Annotated in this window: 22 protein-coding genes and 1 riboswitch; of the genes, 12 read left to right on the top strand and 10 right to left on the bottom strand. The window is 57.4% G+C overall.

Features of this window, described 5'->3' with window-relative positions; translation table 11 throughout:
* Positions 1–51 precede the first annotated feature (51 nt).
* From galM to galT, 3 genes are read right to left on the bottom strand one after another with little or no spacing between them, the layout of a single operon-like run.
* Positions 52–1,086: a galactose-1-epimerase gene (gene galM, locus ACVLVH_RS09965; RefSeq protein WP_217547232.1), complete on the bottom strand. Its 1,035-nt coding sequence runs from the start codon at positions 1,084–1,086 to the stop codon at positions 52–54.
* Positions 1,080–2,228 (bottom strand): galactokinase, encoded by a 1,149-nt coding sequence (galK, locus tag ACVLVH_RS09960; protein WP_110865752.1) that lies wholly within the window; start codon positions 2,226–2,228, stop codon positions 1,080–1,082. The genes galM and galK overlap by 7 nt, the downstream gene beginning before the upstream one ends.
* Positions 2,229–3,272, bottom strand: coding sequence for a galactose-1-phosphate uridylyltransferase (gene galT, locus ACVLVH_RS09955; RefSeq protein ID WP_192414197.1), 1,044 nt, complete (start codon positions 3,270–3,272; stop codon positions 2,229–2,231). It lies immediately after the preceding gene.
* Between the two features lie 90 nt (positions 3,273–3,362).
* Between galT and ACVLVH_RS09950 the strand changes: the two genes are divergently transcribed.
* Positions 3,363–3,563: a hypothetical protein gene (locus ACVLVH_RS09950; RefSeq protein ID WP_309835468.1), complete on the top strand. Its 201-nt coding sequence runs from the start codon at positions 3,363–3,365 to the stop codon at positions 3,561–3,563.
* On the opposite strand, the gene modF is transcribed toward ACVLVH_RS09950, so the two are convergent.
* Positions 3,564–5,036: a molybdate ABC transporter ATP-binding protein ModF gene (gene modF, locus ACVLVH_RS09945; protein ID WP_192414199.1), complete on the bottom strand. Its 1,473-nt coding sequence runs from the start codon at positions 5,034–5,036 to the stop codon at positions 3,564–3,566.
* A 76-nt stretch (positions 5,037–5,112) separates the two neighbouring features.
* Positions 5,113–5,895: a molybdenum-dependent transcriptional regulator gene (gene modE / locus ACVLVH_RS09940; RefSeq protein WP_101763193.1), complete on the bottom strand. Its 783-nt coding sequence runs from the start codon at positions 5,893–5,895 to the stop codon at positions 5,113–5,115.
* 118 nt (positions 5,896–6,013) lie between these two features.
* On the opposite strand from modE, the gene ACVLVH_RS09935 reads away from it, so the two are divergent.
* The 4 genes from ACVLVH_RS09935 (at position 6,014) to modC (ending at position 8,821) form a co-directional block, all read left to right on the top strand.
* Positions 6,014–6,172, top strand: a complete 159-nt coding sequence (locus ACVLVH_RS09935) for an AcrZ family multidrug efflux pump-associated protein (RefSeq protein ID WP_007890616.1) — start codon at positions 6,014–6,016, stop codon at positions 6,170–6,172.
* 128 nt (positions 6,173–6,300) lie between these two features.
* Positions 6,301–7,074: a molybdate ABC transporter substrate-binding protein gene (modA, locus tag ACVLVH_RS09930; protein ID WP_192414203.1), complete on the top strand. Its 774-nt coding sequence runs from the start codon at positions 6,301–6,303 to the stop codon at positions 7,072–7,074.
* Positions 7,071–7,763: a molybdate ABC transporter permease subunit gene (modB, locus tag ACVLVH_RS09925; protein ID WP_192414206.1), complete on the top strand. Its 693-nt coding sequence runs from the start codon at positions 7,071–7,073 to the stop codon at positions 7,761–7,763. Before modA ends, modB begins: the two co-directional genes overlap by 4 nt.
* Positions 7,763–8,821 carry a molybdenum ABC transporter ATP-binding protein ModC gene (gene modC / locus ACVLVH_RS09920; RefSeq protein ID WP_192236611.1) on the top strand — a complete coding sequence of 353 codons (1,059 nt, stop codon included), beginning with the start codon at positions 7,763–7,765 and terminating at the stop codon, positions 8,819–8,821. Before modB ends, modC begins: the two co-directional genes overlap by 1 nt.
* A 61-nt stretch (positions 8,822–8,882) precedes the next feature.
* On the opposite strand, the gene ACVLVH_RS09915 is transcribed toward modC, so the two are convergent.
* Positions 8,883–9,701: a pyridoxal phosphatase gene (locus ACVLVH_RS09915; RefSeq protein WP_192414208.1), complete on the bottom strand. Its 819-nt coding sequence runs from the start codon at positions 9,699–9,701 to the stop codon at positions 8,883–8,885.
* A 148-nt stretch (positions 9,702–9,849) separates the two neighbouring features.
* On the opposite strand from ACVLVH_RS09915, the gene pgl reads away from it, so the two are divergent.
* On the top strand, positions 9,850–10,845 hold the full coding sequence (gene pgl / locus ACVLVH_RS09910; RefSeq protein WP_192414211.1) for a 6-phosphogluconolactonase: 996 nt from the start codon (positions 9,850–9,852) through the stop codon (positions 10,843–10,845).
* 60 nt (positions 10,846–10,905) lie between these two features.
* Here the strand turns inward: pgl and ACVLVH_RS09905 are convergent, their stop codons facing one another.
* Positions 10,906–11,382: a kinase inhibitor gene (locus ACVLVH_RS09905; protein ID WP_101763187.1), complete on the bottom strand. Its 477-nt coding sequence runs from the start codon at positions 11,380–11,382 to the stop codon at positions 10,906–10,908.
* A 30-nt stretch (positions 11,383–11,412) separates the two neighbouring features.
* Positions 11,413–12,708 carry an adenosylmethionine--8-amino-7-oxononanoate transaminase gene (gene bioA, locus ACVLVH_RS09900; RefSeq protein WP_192414213.1) on the bottom strand — a complete coding sequence of 432 codons (1,296 nt, stop codon included), beginning with the start codon at positions 12,706–12,708 and terminating at the stop codon, positions 11,413–11,415.
* An 87-nt stretch (positions 12,709–12,795) separates the two neighbouring features.
* On the opposite strand from bioA, the gene bioB reads away from it, so the two are divergent.
* The 4 genes from bioB to bioD are packed head-to-tail and all read left to right on the top strand — an operon-like array spanning position 12,796 to position 16,386.
* Complete coding sequence (gene bioB / locus ACVLVH_RS09895; protein ID WP_192414215.1) at positions 12,796–13,827, top strand: biotin synthase BioB; 1,032 nt, start codon at positions 12,796–12,798, stop codon at positions 13,825–13,827.
* Positions 13,828–14,979: an 8-amino-7-oxononanoate synthase gene (gene bioF / locus ACVLVH_RS09890; protein ID WP_498949310.1), complete on the top strand. Its 1,152-nt coding sequence runs from the start codon at positions 13,828–13,830 to the stop codon at positions 14,977–14,979. It begins immediately after the preceding gene.
* Positions 14,963–15,718 carry a malonyl-ACP O-methyltransferase BioC gene (gene bioC / locus ACVLVH_RS09885; protein ID WP_312464526.1) on the top strand — a complete coding sequence of 252 codons (756 nt, stop codon included), beginning with the start codon at positions 14,963–14,965 and terminating at the stop codon, positions 15,716–15,718. Before bioF ends, bioC begins: the two co-directional genes overlap by 17 nt.
* Positions 15,715–16,386 (top strand): dethiobiotin synthase, encoded by a 672-nt coding sequence (gene bioD / locus ACVLVH_RS09880; protein WP_312464525.1) that lies wholly within the window; start codon positions 15,715–15,717, stop codon positions 16,384–16,386. The genes bioC and bioD overlap by 4 nt, the downstream gene beginning before the upstream one ends.
* A gap of 39 nt (positions 16,387–16,425) precedes the next feature.
* Here bioD and ACVLVH_RS09875 read toward each other — a convergent pair whose 3' ends face one another.
* Entirely contained in the window at positions 16,426–17,142 is a 717-nt protein-coding gene (locus ACVLVH_RS09875) for an ABC transporter ATP-binding protein (protein WP_110865765.1), read from the bottom strand.
* 901 nt (positions 17,143–18,043) lie between these two features.
* Here ACVLVH_RS09875 and uvrB point away from each other — a divergent pair.
* A complete protein-coding gene (gene uvrB, locus ACVLVH_RS09870; protein WP_192236602.1) occupies positions 18,044–20,065 on the top strand; it encodes an excinuclease ABC subunit UvrB in 2,022 nt (673 codons plus the stop codon).
* Positions 20,066–20,151: 86 nt separating this feature from the next.
* Here the strand turns inward: uvrB and ACVLVH_RS09865 are convergent, their stop codons facing one another.
* Entirely contained in the window at positions 20,152–21,054 is a 903-nt protein-coding gene (locus tag ACVLVH_RS09865) for a gluconeogenesis factor YvcK family protein (RefSeq protein ID WP_110865766.1), read from the bottom strand.
* A gap of 195 nt (positions 21,055–21,249) precedes the next feature.
* Positions 21,250–21,386, top strand: a riboswitch (molybdenum cofactor riboswitch).
* On the opposite strand from ACVLVH_RS09865, the gene moaA reads away from it, so the two are divergent.
* Positions 21,375–22,361 (top strand): GTP 3',8-cyclase MoaA, encoded by a 987-nt coding sequence (gene moaA, locus ACVLVH_RS09860; protein WP_312464524.1) that lies wholly within the window; start codon positions 21,375–21,377, stop codon positions 22,359–22,361. It overlaps the preceding riboswitch by 12 nt.
* Positions 22,362–22,370 lie beyond the last annotated feature (9 nt).

Raw genomic sequence — 22,370 nt, 5'->3', positions numbered from 1 at the left:
CGCACGGCGTAAGCCTGTCGGCAGCGCAGTGCGCGTTTTTCATCCGGTGGCTCAGTGCGGCGTGAAGCGATAACGCGTCACGGACTGCCAGCTGTCGCCGGGTTGTAGCCAGCAATCGGGCTGCGGCCACTCTGCATGGTTAGGCGAATCCGGTAAAAATTCGCTCTCCAGAGCGATGCCCTGGAAAGCAGTATAGCTGTCCTGCTCACGGGCGCGTGTTCCCGCCAGATAGTTGCCGGTGTAGAACTGCAGCGCCGGAGCGGCAGTAAACACGCTCAGCTCCAGCTTGCCATCGGCAGACCATAAATGGGCGGCGGGCTGGCTGCTGTCGCCAGCGGTGTTGAGCAAAAAGGCGTGGTCATAGCCTTTCACCGCTTTTTGATCGTCATCGGCGAGGAACTCATCGGCGACGCGCTTCGGCTGGCGGAAATCAAAACTGTTTCCCGCCACCTCTTTCAGCGGCGCGTTAGGAATGCCTTCGCTGTCCACCGGCAGGTAACGATCGGCGTGCAGTTGTAAGCGATGCTGGCGCGCATCACCATGATGCGCATCAAGATTAAAGTAAGCATGGTTGGTGAGATTGACCGGGCAAGGCTTGTCGGTTTGCGCTTCATAGCGAATCGACAAGCAATTATCGTCATCAAGTTGATAGATGACATTGGCGATCACATTGCCGGGATAACCCTGATCGCCATCGGGCGAATCGAGGCGATAGTGCACCTCGCTTTCGCTCTGACTGAGAATCTGCCAGCGACGTTTATCGAAACCTTCCGGCCCGCCGTGCAGCTGATGTGCGCCCTGATTCGCTGCCAGCAGCAGGTTAAGCGGCTTCAGTTCGGCCGAGGCGATGCGGTTCGCGTAGCGGCCAATCGTCGCGCCAAGATAAGCATCCTGATGCAGATAATCGGACGGCGTGGCACAGCCGAGCAGCGCTTCACGCACGCTGTGGTCCAACATTGGCACGCGCGCTGACAGCCAGGTCGCGCCCCAATCCATAAAAGTAGCCACCATGCCGTTGCGATTGCGCAGCACAGTGATGCGCCACGGTTGCCCGTCTGGCGCGTGTGAATTCACATCACTTACCATTGGCCTGCTCCTGCGGACGCTTTGCACACGTAGAAGGTCTCTTTGATGCCGGTTTGCGCTTCATACTTCTCAGCGACCACCGCTTTCACCGCATCGACCAGATCGGTTGGCATCAGCGCCACGATGCAGCCACCGAAACCGCCGCCGGTCATACGCACGCCGCCGCGCGGGCCGATTTCTGCTTTCACAATCTCAACCAGCTGATCGATTTGCGGCACGGTGATTTCGAAATCGTCACGCATTGAGGCGTGCGATTCGGCCATCAGTTCGCCCATGCGTTTCAGATCGCCCGCGCTTAACGCATCGGCGGCTTCCAGCGTGCGCGCATTTTCGCTAATCACGTGACGCACGCGTTTTGCCACCAACGCATCCAGCTCACCAGCAGAGGCTTCAAACTCTTCCAGCGTCACATCGCGCAGCGCCGGTTTATTGAAGAAGCGTGCGCCAGTTTCACACTGTTCACGACGCGTATTGTATTCGCTGCCCACCAGGCTACGACGGAAGTTGGAGTTGATGATCACCACCGCGACATCTTCCGGCATTGATACCGCGCGCGTGCCGAGCGTACGACAATCCAGCAGCATGGCGTGATCCGGCTGACCGAGCGCCGAGATCAGCTGATCCATGATGCCGCAGTTGCAGCCGACAAACTGGTTTTCCGCTTCCTGACCGTTCACCGCAATCGCTGCGCCATCGAGGTTTAATGCATACAGCTGCTGGAATACGGTACCTACCGCCACTTCCAGCGACGCCGAAGAACTCAGGCCCGCGCCTTGTGGCACGTTGCCGCTGATCACCATATCGACGCCGCCAAAGCTGGCATCGCGTTTCTGCAGATGTTTCACCACGCCGCGCACGTAGTTGGCCCACATTGGCTCTTTCAGCGGCTCAATCGGCGCATCCAGCGAGAAGCTGTCCTGCTGATTGTCGTAATCGACGGCAATCACGCGCACCTGGCGATCATCGCGTTTGGCGCAGGCAATCACGGTTTGATAATCGATGGCGCACGGCAGCACAAAGCCATCGTTGTAGTCGGTGTGTTCGCCAATCAGATTGACGCGGCCCGGCGCCTGAATGCTGTGTGTCGCCTGATAGCCGAAAGTGTCAGCGAAAACCTGTTGAGTAATGGATTTTAATGACATTTATTGCGCCTCGCGGAAATGGACATCGCTGACAGAACGCAGACGTTCAGCTGCCTGTTCCGCCGTTAAATCACGTTGGGTTTCGGCCAGCATTTCATAGCCAACCATAAATTTGCGTACCGTGGCTGAACGCAGCAGCGGCGGATAGAAGTGTGCGTGCAGCTGCCAGTGATCGTTGGCTTCGCCGTTGAACGGCGCGCCGTGCCAGCCCATCGAATAGGGGAAAGAGCACTGGAACAGGTTGTCGTAGCGGCTGGTGAGCTGCTTTAGAGCCAGTGCCAAATCGGTGCGCTGCGGCTCGGAGAGATCGGTGATGCGTTTCACATGGGCTTTCGGCAGCAGCAAGGTTTCAAACGGCCACGCCGCCCACCACGGCACCACGGCCAGCCAGTGTTCGGTTTCCACCACCGTACGGCTGCCATCGCTCAACTCGCGCGCAGCGTAATCGACCAGCAGCGCCGTGCCTTTCTCGGCAAAATAGTGACGTTGGTTGTCATCTTCTTTCTGCGCTTCGTTCGGCAGGAAGCTGTTGGCCCAAATCTGGCCATGCGGATGCGGGTTGGAGCAGCCCATCGCCGCGCCTTTGTTTTCAAACACCTGCACCCAAGGATAGTGCTGGCCGAGATCGGCAGTCTGTTCCTGCCAGGTCCGCACGATATCTTCCAGCCCGCTCAGCGGCAGTTCCGGCAGCGTTTTGCTGTGATCCGGCGAGAAGCAGATCACCCGGCTGGTACCGCGCGCGCTTTCGCAGCGCATCAACAGATCGTCGCTTTGAGGTGCGTCTGGCGTGTTAGTCATCAGCGCGGCAAAGTCATTGGTGAACACGTAAGTGCTTTTATAGTTGGGGTTTTTGTCACCGGTAATGCGGGTGTTTCCAGCACAAAGGAAGCAGTCAGGATCGTGCGCTGGCAGTTGCTCCAGTGCCGGGGTTTCCTGCGCACCTTGCCACGGGCGCTTAGCGCGATGCGGTGAGACCAGCACCCATTGATCGATCAATGGGTTATAACGGCGATGCGGGTGATCGACCGGGTTAAATTTTTCCATGATGAGTCCTGGTAAACAGCAAACAGATAAAAATGATTTTGATCAAAGTAGCACAAAGACCAGCGTGAAAGCGTGATCCAGTCTGGATAAATGGTATCGTTTACACAAGGTGACGATTCTCATTTTGTGGGGTTGTTGCGTGTGTTTGTTGAATTACCAGGCGATGAAATGGTAACGCTTACATTGCCTTCATACTCCGAACTGCTGCTGCTTGCCGCAGCTCGAATTATTTTGGCAATGGCGCTATGCACGTTAGATGTTTGTAGGATTGCCACTTATGGCAACCGCTAATTAACGCAGCGACTCTTGCAGGAAACCGTAACCCTGTTCCTGGGCGACAAAACTCAGGCGATGGGTGATGCACTGCGGCGCATCTTCGGCGTGGTGGGAGACAAACAGCAGTTGCGTACGGCCTTCGCCAATCAGCACATCAACAAAGCGGCGCACCAACTGGCGGTTAATCGGATCAAGCCCCTGCAACGGCTCATCGAGAATGAGTAGCGTGGGATGTTTCACCAGCGCGCGCGCAATTAGCACCAGCCGCTGCTGGCCCCACGACAAACTGTGGAACGGCGCATCCGCCAGCTGATTATCCATACCGAGCAGCGCCAGCCACTGACGCGCCAGCGCTTTTTGCCGATCGGACACCGCCTGATACAGACCAATCGAATCGAAGAAGCCGGAGAGCACCACGGTGCGCACATTACAGCTGACGCGATAATCGAGGTGCAGGCTGCTGCTGACGTAACCGATGTGCTGCTTGATGTCCCAGATGGTTTCACCGCTGCCGCGTCGGATGCCAAACAGCGTCAAATCGTTGCTGTAACCCTGCGGATGATCGCCGGTTACCAAACTGAGCAGGGTGGATTTACCCGCGCCGTTCGGCCCCACAATCTGCCAGTGTTCACCGGGATTAACCTGCCAGTTCAGGCCATCAATCACCGCTTTGTCGTTGTACGACACCACGCCGTTGCGCAGCATCACGCGCGGCGCATCTTCGGCCAGCTGCGGCAGTTGATCGGGTTGATCCGCCTGCGGCAGCGCCATGCCAGCAAGCTTCTCGCTGTGCGCCAGCTGCGCCACCAGCGCTTCGGCCAGAATCGCGCCCCGTTCGCCTACGTGGGTTAACGTGCATTCGGCCAACACGCCGACCTTCTCGACAAAATCGGGAATATCATCAAAGCGATTGAGCACCAGCACTACGCTAAAACCGCTTCGATGCAGATCGTTGAGGGTTTGCGCCAGGCTGGCGCGCGACGCCACATCCAGCCCATCGAAAGGTTCATCGAGGATCAGCAGATCCGGCTGCGCCATTAGCGCCTGACACAACAGCGTTTTGCGCGTCTCGCCGGTGGAGAGATATTTGAACCGGCGATCAAGCAGATAAGTGATGCCAAACTGCTGCGCCAGCGCCTGACAGCGCGCCTCATCTTGCACTTCATCCTGAATGATCTGTGCGGCGGTGCGACCGGTATCGTCTTCGCCTTCACTCAGTAGATCGGTGTTATTACGTTCCCACTCATCGCTGACCAGTTTCTGTAGCTGCTCCAGCGATAGGCGCGTACGACGCTGAAAATCCTGCTGCACGCTGCCTTTACCGGGCTGCAACTCGCCGGATAGGGCGCGCGCCAGCGATGACTTGCCGCTGCCGTTGGCGCCGACAAACGCCCAGCTTTCGCCGCTGTTGAGGGTTAAATCGTTAAGGGACAGTGCTCGAGTAGCGCTAAGGTGAAACGTACCTTGCGAAATTTGCAATGAAGCCATGATCTATTCCGTTTTATGCATCGTGTCGTCCAGTTTTAGCCAGCCACGCAGGGGAAGTCAAATCATGGCGTGGATTTCAGAGCAGTGTGGCGATGATGGCGTGTTCGGCATTAAAACTGGCGGTGACGCTGGCACCAACCTGCAGATTCTGCTGTTTCACCGCCTCATTGGTGACGGTCGCGCACAGCGTTTCGCCACTCGGCAACGCCATCAATACTTCGCTAAGCTGATCGCCGGGCTCAATTGCGCTGATCTGCGCAGCCAGTTGATTGTCGCTGCTGGCGGCAGCGTGACTGACGTGAATCCACGGTGCTTTAATCAGCACCAGCACCTCTTTGCCGCTGTCGAGCTGCAAGCGTTCGGCACTGCGTGCGGTGATCGCCACCTGCAGGCGCGTTACGCCATCGGCGAGCAGCACCTCAAGGTGCTGCTGCACCTGCTGATGATCGCTGGCCAGCACCGTACCAAACAGCTGATTGCGCGCGCTGGTTTGCAGCGAGAAACGCGCAATCGCCGCCAGCAAACTGTCGAGCGGCAAGCTGTCGTTTTGCAGCACATCGAAAGCCTTTTGTTGGATCTGCTCCATCAACTGGAACAGCTGAATCAGCCGCTCGCCATAACGCGTCAGCTGCGCGCCGCCGCCGCCTTTACCGCCGGTGGCGCGATCCACCAGCGTTTTGTCGGCCAGCTGATTCATCTCATTGATCGCATCCCAGGCACTTTTATAACTGATGCCCGCCAGTTTCGCGCCCTGGCTGATGGAGCCGGTTTGCTGCACGCGTTTCAGTAATTCGATGCGACGCGGATCGGCAAACAGCTTTTGCTGAAGACGAATATGGAGAGAAAGTTCTGCCTGCATGTCAGCTCCTTAGGTTAATCCGCTCAGTTTACTGCTTAAAAGTAAAAGCACGAAAAGGGCAGTGCGTTTTTTTCGCTAACCGTTACAATCACTTTTTTATTTTCTGCGTGAGGTTTCCATGCTGGAACTGTTAAAAAGCCTGGCTGTGGCTATCATCATGGTGCCGATTGTGATGGCGATTATGCTCGGTTTGATTTACGGCCTGGGTGAAGTTTTCAACGTCATCTCAAAATTTGGCCGCCGCGACGATCGTCCTGCCAACAGCTCACAACACTAATTTCTCAACGCCCGCTTCCTGCGGGCGTTTTGTTTCTGAACTTCCGTAAAATCCTGCCGATATAAAGCTCATGACGCATTTGCGCGTACGTTGTATTATCAAATATATAACGTAACAAGGAGCAACAAATGCGAACCATCAAGTACCGTTGGGCTGCTGCAACCGTTTTAAGCGTTTCATTGGCCGGTCATGCCGCGGCCGCAGAGAAAATCACCGTGTTTGCAGCGGCATCGCTGACCAATGCGCTGCAGGACATTGCGACGCAGTACCAGAAGAAAAGCGGTGTAGAAGTGGTATCCTCTTTTGCCTCTTCTTCGGTGCTGGCGCGCCAGATCGATCAGGGCGCACCGGCCGATCTGTTCATCTCTGCCGATCAGCAGTGGATGGACGATGTGGTGGCAAAAAACAGCGTGGTGAGCAGCACGCGCTATACGCTGCTTGGCAACGATTTAGTGCTGATTGCACCGAAAAGCGACGCGGCTAAAGCGGTCACTATTGATAGCAAAACCGACTGGAAAAGCCTGCTGAAAGGCGAGCGTCTGGCGGTGGGCGATCCGGATCACGTGCCGGCCGGCATTTATGCCAAAGAAGCATTACAAAAACTCGGCGCGTGGGACGCTTTATCCCCGCAGCTGGCGCCAGCCAACAACGTGCGCGCCGCGCTGGCATTGGTTGAGCGTAACGAAACGCCGTACGGCATCGTGTATGGTTCGGACGCGGTGGCCAGCCAAAAAGTGCAGGTCGTAGGACGATTCCCGGAAGATAGCCACAAACCAGTGGAATATCCGATGGCGATTGTCAAAGAACATCAGAACGCAACGGTGGAAGCCTTCTACAACTATTTGCAGGGGCCGGATGCCGCTGCCGTGTTTAAACAGTATGGATTCACGCCGAAGAAATGATATTGAGCGATCCCGAATGGCAGGCCGTTTTTCTCAGCCTGAAAGTGTCCTGTGTAGCTGTGATATGCAGCTTGCCGTTTGGCATCCTGATGGCCTGGATTCTGGCGCGCTGCCGCTTTCCGGGCAAAACCCTGCTGGATAGTATTGTTCACTTGCCGCTGGTGCTGCCGCCGGTGGTGGTCGGCTATCTGCTGCTGATCGCCTTAGGCCGGCGCGGTTTCATTGGCGAATGGCTGTATGACTGGTTCGGTTTCACCTTTGCCTTTAGCTGGCGCGGCGCGGTGATCGCTTCGGCGGTGATGGCGTTTCCGCTGATGGTGCGTGCAATTCGTCTTGCGCTGGAAGCGGTGGATACCAAACTGGAGCTGGCCGCACGCACGCTGGGTGCCGGGCGCTGGCGCGTATTTTTCACCATCACGCTTCCGCTCACCTTGCCGGGCATTATTGTTGGCACGGTGCTGGCCTTTGCCCGTTCGCTGGGTGAATTTGGTGCCACCATCACATTTGTCTCCAACATTCCCGGCGAGACGCGCACCATTCCGTCGGCGATGTTTACCCTGATTGAAACGCCGGGCGCGGAAGGCACCGCCGCGCGCCTCTGTGCGGTGGCGATTGCGCTGGCGCTGATGTCGTTAGTGGCATCGGAAATGCTGGTGCGCTGGGGCCGTAAACGGCTGGGAGCGGCATAATGCTCAATCTGCAACTTTCTCAGCAGTTGGGCGAGCACCTGCTCGACGTTAACATTAATATTCCCGCCAGCGGCATTACCGCCATTTTCGGCGTGTCGGGTGCGGGCAAAACCTCGTTGATTAACGCGATTGGCGGATTAACCCAGCCGCAGAGCGGGCGTATTGAGTTAAACGATCGCCTGCTGTTCGATTCGGCCACGCGCGTGAATTTGCCGCCGGAAAAGCGCCGTATCGGCTATGTGTTTCAGGACGCGCGGCTGTTTCCACATTATCGCGTGCGCGGCAATCTGCAATACGGCATGGCGGCCTCAATGAAGCCGCAGTTCAACGCGCTGGTGGCGCTGCTGGGTTTAGAATCGCTGCTGACGCGTTTTCCTGCGTCGCTTTCGGGCGGTGAAAAACAGCGCGTGGCGATAGGCCGCGCGTTGCTGACGGCGCCCGATATTCTGCTGATGGATGAGCCGCTGGCGTCGCTTGATCTGCCGCGCAAACGTGAGCTGATGCCCTATCTGCAAAAGCTGGCGAAGCAGGTCGATATTCCCATTCTTTACGTATCGCACAGCCTCGATGAAATCCTGCAGCTGGCGGATAACGTGCTGGTGCTGGATGCCGGCCAGGTGAAAGCCTTTGGTCCGCTGGAAAAAGTGTGGAGCAGTTCGGCGATGCGTCCGTGGCTGCCGCTCGCCGAGCGCACCAGCGTGCTGCGCGTGCAGGTGCTGGAGCAGCATCCTGATTACCCAATGACCGCGCTGTCGCTTGGCGATCAGCATATTTGGGTGAGCCGGGTGAATCAGCCGCTGAAAACGCCGCTGCGTATTCGCATCGCCTCAGCCGATGTGTCGCTGGCATTGCAGCCGCCGCATAACACCTCGATCCGCAATATATTGCCGGCACAGGTGGTTGAGCTGCTGGAGATTGACGATCAGGTGGAAGTGAAGCTGCGCATTGGCATCAGCGAACTGTGGGCGCGCATTTCGCCGTGGGCGCGCGATGAGCTGGGCATTCGACCGGATCAGTGGCTGTATGCGCAGATCAAGAGCGTGTCGATAGCAGCGTAAATGGATTCATTGCGCGGTGTGAGAAAAATCCGCGCCATGAATTGCGCACTACATCCTACGGTTACAGAACCTCTTGATAGATCACTTCGGCGATGCCCGGCTCCAGATTGGTGCCAATCACCTTTTTGGCGCGCGCTTTGATGGCGTCATCGGCATTGCCCATCGCCACGCCTAATCCTACCTGTTCCAGCATGCTGAGATCGTTGTAGTTGTCGCCAAACGCCAGCACGTCTTGCATGCTAAAGCCCTGACTCTCCACCCACTGCGCCAGACGCTTGCCTTTGCTGTTGCCGCCTTTGGCGATATCCACCTGATCGTGCCACGACCATTCACACGCCAGATCAAGTTCGGCTTCGGTGCGTTCGGCAAACTGCTGCAGCGCGCGCGTGTCGGGATGCGACAGCGCGAATTTCCAGATCGAATCAGCCTCAATCGCCGCCTGCGCCAGGCTTGGCACCTGCAGGAACAGCGGACGCTGCGCTTCCGGCAACGATTGCGCCCAGTTAAGCGTACGCGTCACATGGCCGGTTGGCGTTTGGTACAGCATCGCATCATCGACATACAGCAGACCGTGAATGTTCTCTTCATCCAGCATCTCAATCACCCGAGCAGCTTTGCTTTTATCCAGCGGATCGGCGGCCAGCACCTGTTTCGCGGGATAATCATACAAATAGGTGCCATTACAGCAAATTGCGGGTGTATCCAGTTTAAGTGCCTGATAAAAAGGGTGGATAGCGCAGTGGTGGCGACCGGTGACGATCAACACTTTCACGCCCGCCTGTTGCGCGCGGGCCAGCGCTTCGATGGATTCAGGCAAGATGGTTTTGTTCGGGGTCAGCAGGGTGCCGTCGAGGTCAAGGGCGATTACGCGGTAGCTCATTACACTTTCCGTCCGGGAGTTGGCAAAGCATTGAGTCTACACCCGGCAGCGGCCCTGAGACAAAAAACAGGGCACAAATGAATCCAGCGCGACAAAATGAAACGCGCTACAGTTATCCCTTTCATCAGGCAGCGAATAAGGAAAACGCATGAAACAAGTCGTGTATACCGCCAGTCCCGAGAGCCAGCAGATTCATGCCTGGCAGTTGCAGGAAGATGGCGCACTGACGTTATTGCAGGTAACAGATGTTGCCGGCCAGGTGCAGCCGATGGTGGTGAGCCCGAAGAAAGATTTTCTCTATGTCGGTGTGCGTCCGAATTTTCGCGTGCTGGCGTTTCGCATTGCGGCCGACGGTACGCTGAGCCTCGCCGGTGAAGCACCGCTGCCGGGTAGCCCAACCCACATCTCCACCGATCGTCAGGGCAATTATCTGTTCTGCGGCTCGTATAACGATGCCTGCGTCAGCATCAGCCCGATTGGCAGCGATGGCTTGCCGCAAGCGCCGAGTCAGGTGATCAGCGGCTTGGACGGCTGCCACTCCGCCAATATCGATCTGAATAACCAAACGCTGTTTGTACCGGCACTGAAGCAGGACCGCATCTGCCTGTATCAGTTGAACGCAGACGGCACTCTGGCTCCGCGCGAACAAGCGCAGGTCACCACCGTTGAAGGTGCCGGTCCGCGTCACATGGCCTTCCATCCGAACGGCGCATATGGCTACGTGGTGAACGAGCTGGATAGCACGGTGGATGTCTGGGCGCTGAACAATGTGCACGGCCAGGTTGAGCGCGTGCAGAGCCTTGATATGATGCCGAAAGATTTCAGCGACACGCGCTGGGCGGCGGACATCCACATCACGCCGGATGGCCGTTTCCTCTATGCCTGCGACCGTACCAGCAGCACCATTACGGTGTTCAGCATCAGTGAAGATGGCTCGGTGCTGGCGATTGAAGGCTACCAGCCAACTGAAACCCAGCCGCGCGGCTTCAATATTGATCACAGCGGTCAATATCTGGTAGCGGCGGGACAGAAATCGCACCACATCGAAGTGTATAAGATTCAGGAACGCGGCCTGCTTAATCCGCTGGCGCGTTACGCGGTAGGACAAGGCCCAATGTGGGTGGTTATCCACCCGTTGGGATAAGTGAAATGCCTGCCTGATCAAACAGGCAGGCATATTCCCTAACAGCGCGATTCTGAGCTGTTACGCGTACTTCACCGTAATCGACGCACTGGCCAGCGCATGGAAATGCACATTAAAGCCAACCATCGCGCCGCTCGCGCCTTCATCCACGTCAATTTTATCCGTATCCAGCGCATGCACCGTAAAGATGTAGCGATGGGATTCGCCCTGCGGTGGCGCTGCGCCGCCGTAGCCGGTTTGGCCAAAATCGGTACGCGTCTGAATGGCGCTCTCCGGCAAGTCCGCCACGCCGGAACCGGCACCCTGCGGCAACACGGTAACGTCAGCCGGAATGTTCGCTACCACCCAATGCCACCAGCCGGAACCGGTAGGCGCGTCAGGATCGTAGCAGGTGACAACAAAGCTTTTGGTGCCTGCCGGTACATCATCCCACGCCAGATGCGGTGACAGATTGTCGCCCTGGTAACCCATGCCATTGAAAACGTGTCGCTCTGGCATCTTATCGCCGTCGTTAAAATCCTGGCTAACTACGCGCATGATCGCTCCTTTTATGGTTGTGCAGAACCCTCAATCATGGTGGAAATGCGCCGCAACATCCAGTGCCGCACCTACCGCTTGCGTTAGTTTCGTCAGTTCGGCGGCAGAAATCAGATAAGGTGGCATCAGGTAGATCAAGCGCCCAAACGGACGAATCCACACGCCGCGTTCAACGAAGAAGTGCTGCAGCGCCGCCATGTTCACGGCCTGATGGGTTTCGATCACGCCAATCGCACCCAGCACGCGCGCATCGACCACCGCGTGATGACGGCGCAGCGGCAGCAGCTCGGTGCGCAGCTGCTGTTCGATGTGCGCCACCTGCGTTATCCAGCCGCCTTCATTGATCATCTTCAGACTTTCCACCGCCACCGCGCAGGCCAGCGGATTGCCCATAAAAGTAGGGCCGTGCATAAAGCATCCCGCTGCGCTGCGGCTAATGGTGTCGGCGACTTCACGCGTGGTCAGCGTGGCGGAGAGCGTCATGGTGCCGCCGGTCAGCGCTTTGCCCAGGCAGAGAATGTCCGGCGTGATACCCGCATGGTCGCAGGCAAACAGCTTGCCGCTGCGACCAAATCCGGTGGCGATCTCATCGGCAATCAGCAGCAAACCGTAGCGATCGCACAGCTCGCGCACCTGCTGCAGATAGCGCGGATGGTAGAAGCGCATTCCGCCAGCGCCTTGCACAATCGGCTCCAGAATCACCGCCGCAATCTCCCGATGGTGGATTTCCGCCAGCTGCGCAAAATTGGCAAAATCGGCCTCGTTCCACGCGTCATCGAAAGCGCACTGCGGCGCGTTGGCGAACAGATGTTCCGGCAGATAGCCGCGCCACAGGCTGTGCATCGAATTTTCCGGATCGCACACCGACATCGCGGCAAAAGTATCGCCGTGATAGCCGCGCTTCAGCGTAAGGAATTTCTGTCGCGTTTGGTTGCGACCCAGCCAATATTGCAGCGCCATTTTCATCGACACTTCGACGGCGATCGAACCCGAATCGGCGAGGAACACGCACTCCAGCGCGTCAGGCGTCATGGCAACCAGCTGGCGGCTCAGTTCCACCGCCGCCGGATGGGTGATGCCGCCAAACATCACATGCGACATCTGCGTCATTTGCTGCTGCAGCGCCTGATTGAGACGCGGATGGTTGTAGCCGTGTATCGCCGCCCACCACGACGACATGCCGTCCACCAGTTCACGTCCATCGGCCAACTGCAGCTGGCAGCCGTGCGCCGCCACAACCGGATAACAGGGCAGGGGATCGCGCATCGACGTGTAGGGATGCCAGATATGCTGGCGGTCAAAGTTGAGGTCGTCCTGAGTGAACATGCGAGTTGTAAACCATTTTAAAAAGATTTAGTTTACAAGTATAACCACGTTAATCGTCGGGATGAACCCCTTTTTCTGGAGTAAGCAATGGCAAACCGCTGGACACTGGCACAAGCTCAGGCACTTTTCGATAAACCTTTCCTTGAGTTGATGTTTGAAGCGCAGCAAGTGCATCGTCAACACTTCGATCCACGCCAGGTGCAGGTCAGCACGCTGCTATCAATCAAAACCGGCGCCTGTCCGGAAGACTGTAAATACTGTCCGCAGAGCGCGCGTTACAAAACCGGGCTGGAATCGGAACGTCTGATGGAAGTGGATGCGGTGCTGGAATCGGCGCGCAAAGCCAAAGCGGCGGGATCGAGCCGTTTCTGCATGGGCGCCGCGTGGAAAAACCCGCACGAGCGCGACATGCCTTACCTTCAGCAGATGGTGCAGGGCGTGAAAGCGATGGGCATGGAAACCTGCATGACGCTTGGCACGCTGGATGGCGACCAGGCGCAGCGCCTCGCCGAAGCGGGACTGGATTTCTACAACCACAACCTCGACACCTCGCCAGAGTTTTACGGCAACATCATCACCACGCGCAGCTATCAGGAACGTCTGGATACGCTGGATAAAGTGCGCGGCGCGGGCATCAAAGTGTGTTCCGGCGGCATCGTGGGTCTGGGTGAAACGGTGAAAGATCGTGCGGGCTTGCTGGTGCAGCTGGCGAATCTGCCGACGCCGCCCGAAAGCGTACCGATCAACATGCTGGTAAAGGTCAAAGGCACGCCGCTGGCCGATAACGACGATGTTGAACCCTTCGATTTTATTCGCACCATCGCGGTGGCGCGCATCATGATGCCCTCGTCGCATGTGCGTCTTTCTGCCGGACGCGAGCAGATGAGCGAGCAAACGCAGGCAATGTGCTTTATGGCCGGCGCTAACTCGATCTTCTACGGCTGCAAGCTGCTTACCACGCCAAATCCGGAAGAGGATAAGGATCTGATTCTGTTCCGCAAACTGGGCCTGAATCCGGAGCACACCGCGACAACGGCGGGTGACAATGAGCAGCAGCATCAGCTCAGCGAGCAACTGCTGCACGCGGATACCGAGCAGTTCTACAACGCGGCGGTGTAAATGGGCTGGTCACAACGTATCGACGAGGCGCTGACGGCGCGGCGTGCCGCGGATGGCTGGCGTTTACGGCGTCGCGTTGAGCACAACAGCGTGCGGGAAATTACGCTGGAGGGTCAGCGTTATCGTCACTTCTCCAGCAACGACTATCTTGGCTTGAGCCAGCATCCGGCGGTGATTGCCGCGTGGCAGCAGGGCGCGGCCGAGACGGGTGCTGGCGCGGGTGCATCCGGGCATGTGACCGGCTACAGCCGCCACCATGCGCAGCTCGAGGAGGAACTGGCTGACTGGCTGGGCTATTCGCGCGCGCTGCTGTTCATTTCGGGGTTTGCCGCCAATCAGGCGGTGATCCATCTGCTGGCGGAAAAGCAGGATCGCATCTTCGCCGATAAGCTGGCGCACGCTTCACTGCTGGATGCCGCCAGCCACAGCCCGGCGAGCCTGCGCCGTTTTGCCCACAATCAGCCGGAAAGTTTGGCGAAGCTGCTGGCAACGCCGTCGGACGGCGGCACGCTAGTGGTGACCGAAGGCGTATTCAGCATGGACGGCGACAGCGCTCCGCTAACACAGATCGCTGCGGAGACGCGGCGCGGCAACGGCTGGCTGCTGGTGGATGATGCGCACGGTATCGGCGTGACCGGCGCGCAAGGGCGCGGCAGCTGCTGGCAGCAGCAGGTCAAACCGGAACTGCTGATCGTTACCTTCGGCAAAGGGTTTGGCGTCAGCGGCGCGGCGCTGCTGTGCGATGACGCCACCGCTGATTACGTCGAGCAGTTTTCCCGCCATCTGATCTACTCCACCGCGATGCCACCGGCGCAGTGCTACGCACTGCTGGCGGCACTGCGGCAGATTCAACAAGGTGATGCGCTGCGCGAAAAACTGCGCAGCCACATTGCGCGTTTCCGCGCCGCTGCGGCGGATTTGCCGTGGCAGCTGGTCGATTCTGCGAGCGCCATCCAGCCGCTGATCGTTGGCGAAAACAGCGCGGCAATGGCGTTGTCGCAGCGGCTGGCGCAGGCCGGCTGTTGGGTCAGTGCGATTCGGCCACCAACCGTGCCGCCGGGCACCGCGCGGCTACGCATCACGCTTACCGCTGCACATCACACCGATGACATTGATCGTTTGCTGGAGGCTCTGTATGACGCTGCAGGTTAACAAACAGGCCGTGGCGCAGGCTTTTGGTCGTGCGGCTGCGCATTACGAGCAGCACGCGCAGTTACAGCGGCTGAGCGGCGATGCGCTGCTGGCGCTGGCGCCCGCTGGTTTTGGTCCGCACCTGCTGGATGCCGGGTGCGGTACCGGCTGGTATAGCCGCTACTGGCGCGATCGCGGGCGCACGCTGACGGCGCTCGATCTGTCGCCCAACATGCTGCAAACCGCGCGCGATCAGCAATCGGCGCAGCACTATCTGTTGGGCGATATTGATGCGTTGGCGCTGCCGGACGCCAGCGTTGACGGCGTGTGGAGCAATCTGGCGGTGCAGTGGAGCAGCGACTTGCACACCGCGCTGCAGCAGTTTATGCGCGTCACGCGGCCGGGCGGCACGGTGCTGTTTTCCACGTTGCTCGACGGTTCGCTGCACGAAGTGCATTACGCGTGGGCACAGCTGGATGGTCGCCGGCACGCCAACCGTTTCCTCAGCGCTGCCCAGTTTCATGCGGCCACCGCGACGCTGCCGATCGCTGCGCAGCAGCAGGTTATCACCCTGCATTTTCCCAGTGCGCTCAGCGCTATGCGATCGCTGAAAGGCATTGGGGCCACGCACCTGCACGATGGTCGCGGTGCCAGCGTGCTAACGCGTTCCCAACTGGCACAACTTGAGCAGCGCTGGCCGCAGGACGAGTCCGGTTATCGCCTGAGTTATCACCTGATGTATGGAGTTTTAAGCAAATGACACGCTGGTTTATTACCGGAACCGATACCGAAGTTGGCAAAACCGTGGCCAGCGGCGCGCTGCTGCAGGCGGCAAGCGCCGCCGGTTTACGCACCGCAGGCTATAAGCCGGTGGCATCCGGCTGCGAAATCACGCCGCAGGGCATCCGCAACAGCGACGCGCTGGCGTTGCAGCGCTACAGCACCTTGCCGTTAAGCTACGAGCAGGTGAACCCGCTGGCGTTTGTCGAGCCGACCTCGCCGCATATCATTAGCGCGGAAGAGGGCAGGCCGATTAGCTTTACCACGCTGTCAGCGGGCTTGCGCGCGCTGGAGCAGCAGGCAGAATGGGTGTTAGTCGAAGGCGCAGGCGGGTGGTTTACGCCGCTGTCGGAGACGCAAACTTACGCCGATTGGGTGGAAGCCGAGCAGCTGCCGGTGATTCTGGTGGTGGGTGTGAAGTTAGGCTGCATCAATCATGCCATGCTGACCGCCGAAGCGATTAAAGCGCGCGGATTACGCCTTGCGGGCTGGATTGCCAATGATATTCAGCCGCCCGGCAAACGTCATCAGGAGTATATGGATACGCTGCGTCAGCGCATTGATGCGCCGTTCCTCGGTGAGATTCCGCACCTACGCGACCAGGCGCAGCAGGCCGAGTGCGGGCGTTATTTGACGTTGCCGCAATAAATAACCCAGGTCGCCATTCACGGCGACCTGGCTACCTCTTCACCTTGCGGTCAGCCACTTATTCACCGTCAAATCATCCAGCTGCGCCACTTTGCCGTGCGCCACATTGCGTCCGCGATGCAGCAGCAGGAAATAATCGGCGACGCGGCGGACAAACGAGACGTGCTGCTCAAGCAGCAGAATGGTTAAACCATACTCACGGTTTAACCGACGAATCAGATTGCCCATCTCCTCTTCCAGCCACGGCGACATCCCCTCTGTCGGCTCATCCAGAATCACCAGCTTGGGTTGCAGCACCAGCGCACGCGCCAGGGCCAAATGTTGTTGCTGTTCCATTGGCAACTCGCCGCTGCGCTGATGGCGCAATGAATAGAGTGCCGGGAACAGGTCGAACACCATTTCCGGAATGGCACGGCTACGATCGTCCTGTGCCGCCATCAGGGCGATCAGCAGGTTATCCTCCACGCTCATTTGCGAGAAAATATGCCGTCCTTGCGGCACATAACCAATGCCGGTGCGCGCGCGCAGTTCGGCCGGTTGCAACAGTAAATCTTCCGGCGGCGCGCCATCTTCCTGCCAGGTCATCGAGCCGCTGTTAATTGGCAGGCGGCCCATAATGCAGTTCACCAACGTGGTTTTGCCCATGCCGGGACTGCCCAGCACGCCGGTACAGGTGCCCGGCGGCAGATCGAGATCGACATCCCACAGAATGTGATTTTGACCGTAAAACTGATTCACCGAACGTAAACTCAGCATCTGACATACTCCTTCCAGATTATTAGCCTGAATGCTCCCGCTCTGTGTCGTCTGGCATACAGTCGTGCACGATTGATGGACACCGCTGTCGTCGGCAAGCGCCGATATGGACTCGTCACTCCATAGTGCTAATACTGCAATTCCTAGGCCAGGTTGGGAATTCAGGCGCAACTGCGGCGGAAACCTGACAAATCAGCGGCTAAAAGTTGAGAGAAGCTTAACAATTGCCAGCGGTGATAAACCGACTGCACTTTGACGGTGCTGACTGCTTAACGTTTCTGGTGCATTTGATCGTTCGTAAGGCAATAACCGGAGAAATAAATGGCCTTAACGCCTGACTTTTCGCTGGGCACGGGAAGGTAAAGCCGGAAAAAGGGGGGGAATGCGACACGCACGGCGGGAAAAATAAATGCGAAAAAATTTTTTTTCACGCTTAAGAATGGGCGGGAGAAAATTATACACAGCCGATGGGCTCGGGGCTGGATTCACTTATCCACCATTACTGTGGATAACCTTGTGCATTAGCGACTGAAAACCGTGTGGAAGCGAGTAAATTCGCGGCCTTCCTACATTATGATGAGAAACTGGGCTTTTGAGTCAAAGTGAATTAAAACAGCAGGTTAGTTAAAATCAAGCATGCGAATTATCTGCCTTGTCATCGGACTGCAATTTAATGACACTCTATTGACAAATGTTAAAAGCATCCTCCGCCTGGGGATAACATTGCGCAACAACAACTTGCCGCCCGCCGCTTAAATTGCACTGAAGAGAATCGCCGTCAGGTGCCATTATCGTGCAAGGTTACTGTGATTATGTCCAGTATTATTTTCTGGCAAATTCGCCATAGCAGAGTAGAATTAGCAGCCTGCCCGCCGACTTCATCTGCTGGAACCGCTAAAACATGAGCAAAGTCTTTAAACTCAACTCCGCTTTCAAGCCTTCAGGGGATCAACCTGAGGCGATTCGCCGTCTCGAAGAGGGACTGGAAGATGGACTCGCGCATCAAACGCTGTTGGGCGTGACCGGCTCAGGTAAAACCTTTACCGTGGCGAATGTGATTGCCGACCTCAACCGCCCGACGATGGTGCTGGCGCCAAATAAAACCCTGGCGGCGCAGCTCTACGGGGAGATGAAGGAGTTCTTCCCGGATAACGCGGTGGAGTTTTTCGTCTCATATTACGATTACTATCAGCCTGAAGCCTATGTGCCGAGTTCTGACACCTTTATCGAGAAAGATGCCTCGGTGAATGAGCACATTGAGCAGATGCGTCTGTCGGCGACCAAAGCGCTGCTGGAGCGCCGTGATGTCATCGTCGTGGCCTCGGTTTCGGCGATCTACGGTTTGGGCGATCCCGATCTCTACCTGAAAATGATGCTGCATCTGACGCGCGGCATGATTATCGATCAGCGCAGCATTCTGCGTCGTCTGGCGGAGCTGCAATACACTCGCAACGATCAGGCCTTCCAGCGCGGCACCTTCCGCGTGCGCGGCGAAGTGATCGATGTGTTCCCGGCGGAATCGGACGATATTGCGCTGCGTATTGAGCTGTTTGATGAAGAAGTTGAGCGGCTGTCGCTGTTTGATCCGCTCACCGGCCAGATTGATTCGGTGATCCCGCGCTTTACCGTCTATCCGAAAACGCACTATGTGACGCCGCGTGAGCGCATTCTTAAGGCGATGGAAGAGATCAAAGATGAGCTGGTGGTGCGCCGCAAAGTGCTGCTGGAGAACAATAAGCTGCTGGAAGAGCAGCGTATTTCCCAGCGTACGCAGTTCGATCTCGAGATGATGAACGAGTTGGGTTACTGCTCCGGCATCGAAAACTACTCGCGCTATCTCTCCGGGCGCGGACCGGGCGAGCCGCCGCCGACCTTGTTCGACTATTTACCGGCGGATGGCTTGCTGGTGGTCGACGAATCGCACGTAACCATTCCGCAGATTGGCGGCATGTATCGTGGTGACCGCGCGCGTAAAGAGACGCTGGTGGAGTACGGTTTCCGCCTGCCGTCGGCGCTGGATAACCGTCCGATGAAGTTTGAAGAGTTTGAAGCAGCCGCTCCGCAAACCATTTACGTGTCGGCCACACCGGGCAATTACGAGCTGGAAAAATCGGGTGGCGAAGTGATCGATCAGCTGGTGCGTCCAACCGGCCTGCTGGATCCGATTCTGGAAGTACGGCCGGTGGCGACGCAGGTCGACGATTTGCTGTCGGAAATCCGCAAGCGTGTTGAGATTAACGAGCGCGTGCTGGTGACTGTGCTGACCAAGCGTATGGCGGAAGATCTTACCGAATACCTGGTGGAGCACGGCGAGAAGGTGCGCTATCTGCACTCGGATATCGATACTGTGGAACGTATGGAGATCATCCGCGATTTACGTCTTGGCGAATTTGATGTGCTGGTTGGCATCAACTTGCTGCGAGAAGGTCTGGATATGCCGGAAGTGTCGCTGGTGGCGATTCTCGATGCCGATAAAGAGGGCTTCCTGCGTTCGGAGCGTTCGCTGATACAGACCATTGGTCGCGCCGCGCGTAACATCAATGGCCGGGCGATTCTCTACGCCGATAAAATCACGCCGTCGATGGAGCGCGCGATGGGCGAAACCGAGCGTCGTCGTGAGAAGCAGCAGAAATACAACGAAGAGAATGGCATTACGCCGCAAGGGCTCAACAAGAAGATCACTGATATTCTTGAGCTCGGCAAAAACGTAGTGAAAACGCGTGGTAAAGGCAAAACCGCCTCACGCACCGCAGCAGAAGCGGAAGCCAACTATATGGCGCTTACGCCGCAAGCGATGCAGAAGAAGATTCACGAGCTGGAAGGGCAGATGCAGCAGCACGCGCAGAATCTGGAGTTTGAAGAGGCTGCCAGCGTGCGCGATCAGTTACATCAACTGCGCGAGCTGTTTATTGCGGCTTCCTGATTGTGGTATCCAGGTCGCCATGAATGACGACCCTACAGGAATCCAGCGTGGTTTTCGTAGGGTGCGCATTCATGCGCACCTGGAAATTAAACGGCCTGAATCGCGTGTTCCAGCGCGATGCGCAGCAGCTGGCGGTCATGGCGATATTTGATGTCGGCGGCCTCCAGCGGTTCGCGAATGATTAAACGCTCTTCCACGCCGCGAATATCGGCGGCCGGACTCACCACCACCGCATCAATCACCCGCTTGCCAATCGCTTTCTCCATGATCGCCAACTTGTCGGCCACATTCAGGCTAGCTGCCGCTGGGCTCAGTTCGCGGCCCAGATTGCCGATAAACACCATGGTGGCAGGCGTACGGCGCAGCGCGCGCGCCATCTCTTCCATCAGCAGAATCGGCATCAGGCTGGTGTAGAAGCTGCCGGGGCCAATCAGAATCAAATCCGCTTCGCCAATCGCCTCGATGGCTTCACGGGTTGGCAACACATTCGGATGTAACATCAACTCTTGGGGCGGCTGCTTCATCTCATCAATTGCCGTTTCGCCGTACACCATATTGCCTTCGCCATCCTGCGCCACCAGATCGACCGGCTGTTCCGACATCGGGATCAGAAACGCATCGACCTTGAGCAGATTGCGGATGATGTTGATGGCTTCGAGCGGGCGCACGCTGAGATGATCAAGCGCCTTCAGCATCAGGTTGCCCAGATTATGCCCGGCCAGCTCGCCATTACCGGTGAAGCGATACTCAAACATCGCGGTGGCGACGCTCGGTTCGGTGATCAACTGATTGATGCAGTTACGCATATCGCCCCACGCAATGCCGCCTTCCGAGCGGCGAATGCGGCCGGTGGATCCGCCGTTATCGGTGGTGGTGACGATGCCGGTCAGGCGCGAACCTAACGGTGCCAGCGCCGACATCACGCGACCCAAACCGTGTCCGCCACCTAATGCCACTACGCGATCCAAATCTGCCAGGGTTCGATTCATGTTTCTCCTTTGTCACTGACGTCCTCGCGTTGAGGCGTAGTTGAACTGATGTGCATCAATATCTGTGGTGCATTTTACCGTATCCTGTCGCGAAAATGCGGTGAAAAAACGTTATGCATCAAGATATATAGCGAAAATCACTCATGGATGCTAACCGTTAATCGCGCTACCATTCGTTTTAACCGTGTTGTCCATAATGACAACAAACTCCCAAGCCTGGTTTCCTAAGTCGTTATCGATATGGAAGCCAGGCCGCAGCCTTGAGCTGCCAGGGTGCAGAAAGAAATGACTGCATCTCCCGACTTTGGAAAGGTGTTCAGGTGCCACAATTTACAGATGCCTATGCGCGCAGCTTTTACTATCTGCGCCTGTCGGTCACGGATGTGTGTAACTTCCGTTGTACCTACTGTTTGCCGAACGGCTATAAGCCGAACGGTACGCACAATAAAAGTTTTCTCTCGCTGGATGAGATTCGTCGCGTGACGCGTGCCTTTGCGGCGGCGGGCACGGAAAAAGTGCGCCTGACGGGCGGCGAACCCTCCATGCGGCGTGATTTCACCGACATCATCGCTGCAGTGCGTGAAAACGCCGCCATTCGCCAGATCGCGATGACCACCAACGGTTATCGCATGGCGCGTGACGTACATGCCTGGCGCGCTGCCGGTCTCACCCATATCAACGTCAGCGTCGATAGCCTCGACGCACGCCGGTTTCACGCCATTACCGGCCAGGACAAATTTGCCGAGGTGATGGCGGGAATCGACGCCGCCTTTGATGCCGGTTTCGAGAAAGTGAAAGTCAACAGCGTGCTGATGCGCGATGTGAACAGCCACAGCCTCAGCACCTTCCTCGAGTGGCTGCGCCTGCGACCGATTCAACTGCGCTTTATCGAACTAATGGAAACCGGCGAAGGCAGCGATCTGTTCCGCCGTCATCACATCTCCGGTGAAGTGATCCGCGACCAGCTGATCCTGCAAGGCTGGCAACGCCAGGCGCGCGGCCGCAGCGACGGTCCGGCGCAGGTGTTCCGTCATCCCGATTATCAGGGCGAAGTCGGCCTGATCATGCCGTACGAGAAAGATTTCTGTGCCAGCTGCAACCGCCTGCGCGTCTCGGCGCTGGGCAATCTGCATCTGTGCCTGTTTGGTGACGGCGGCGTGTCGCTGCGCGATCTGCTGGCCTCTGACGATCAGCAAGACGAGTTGCAGGCGCGCATTGCGCACAGCCTTGGACAGAAAAAGCAGACGCATTTCCTGCATCAGGGCAACACCGGCATCACGCAAAATCTCTCCTTTATTGGTGGCTAAACACAGGAG

The organism is Kluyvera sp. 1366, assembly GCF_054823405.1.
This window is presented reverse-complemented; position numbering and strand designations above follow the sequence as displayed.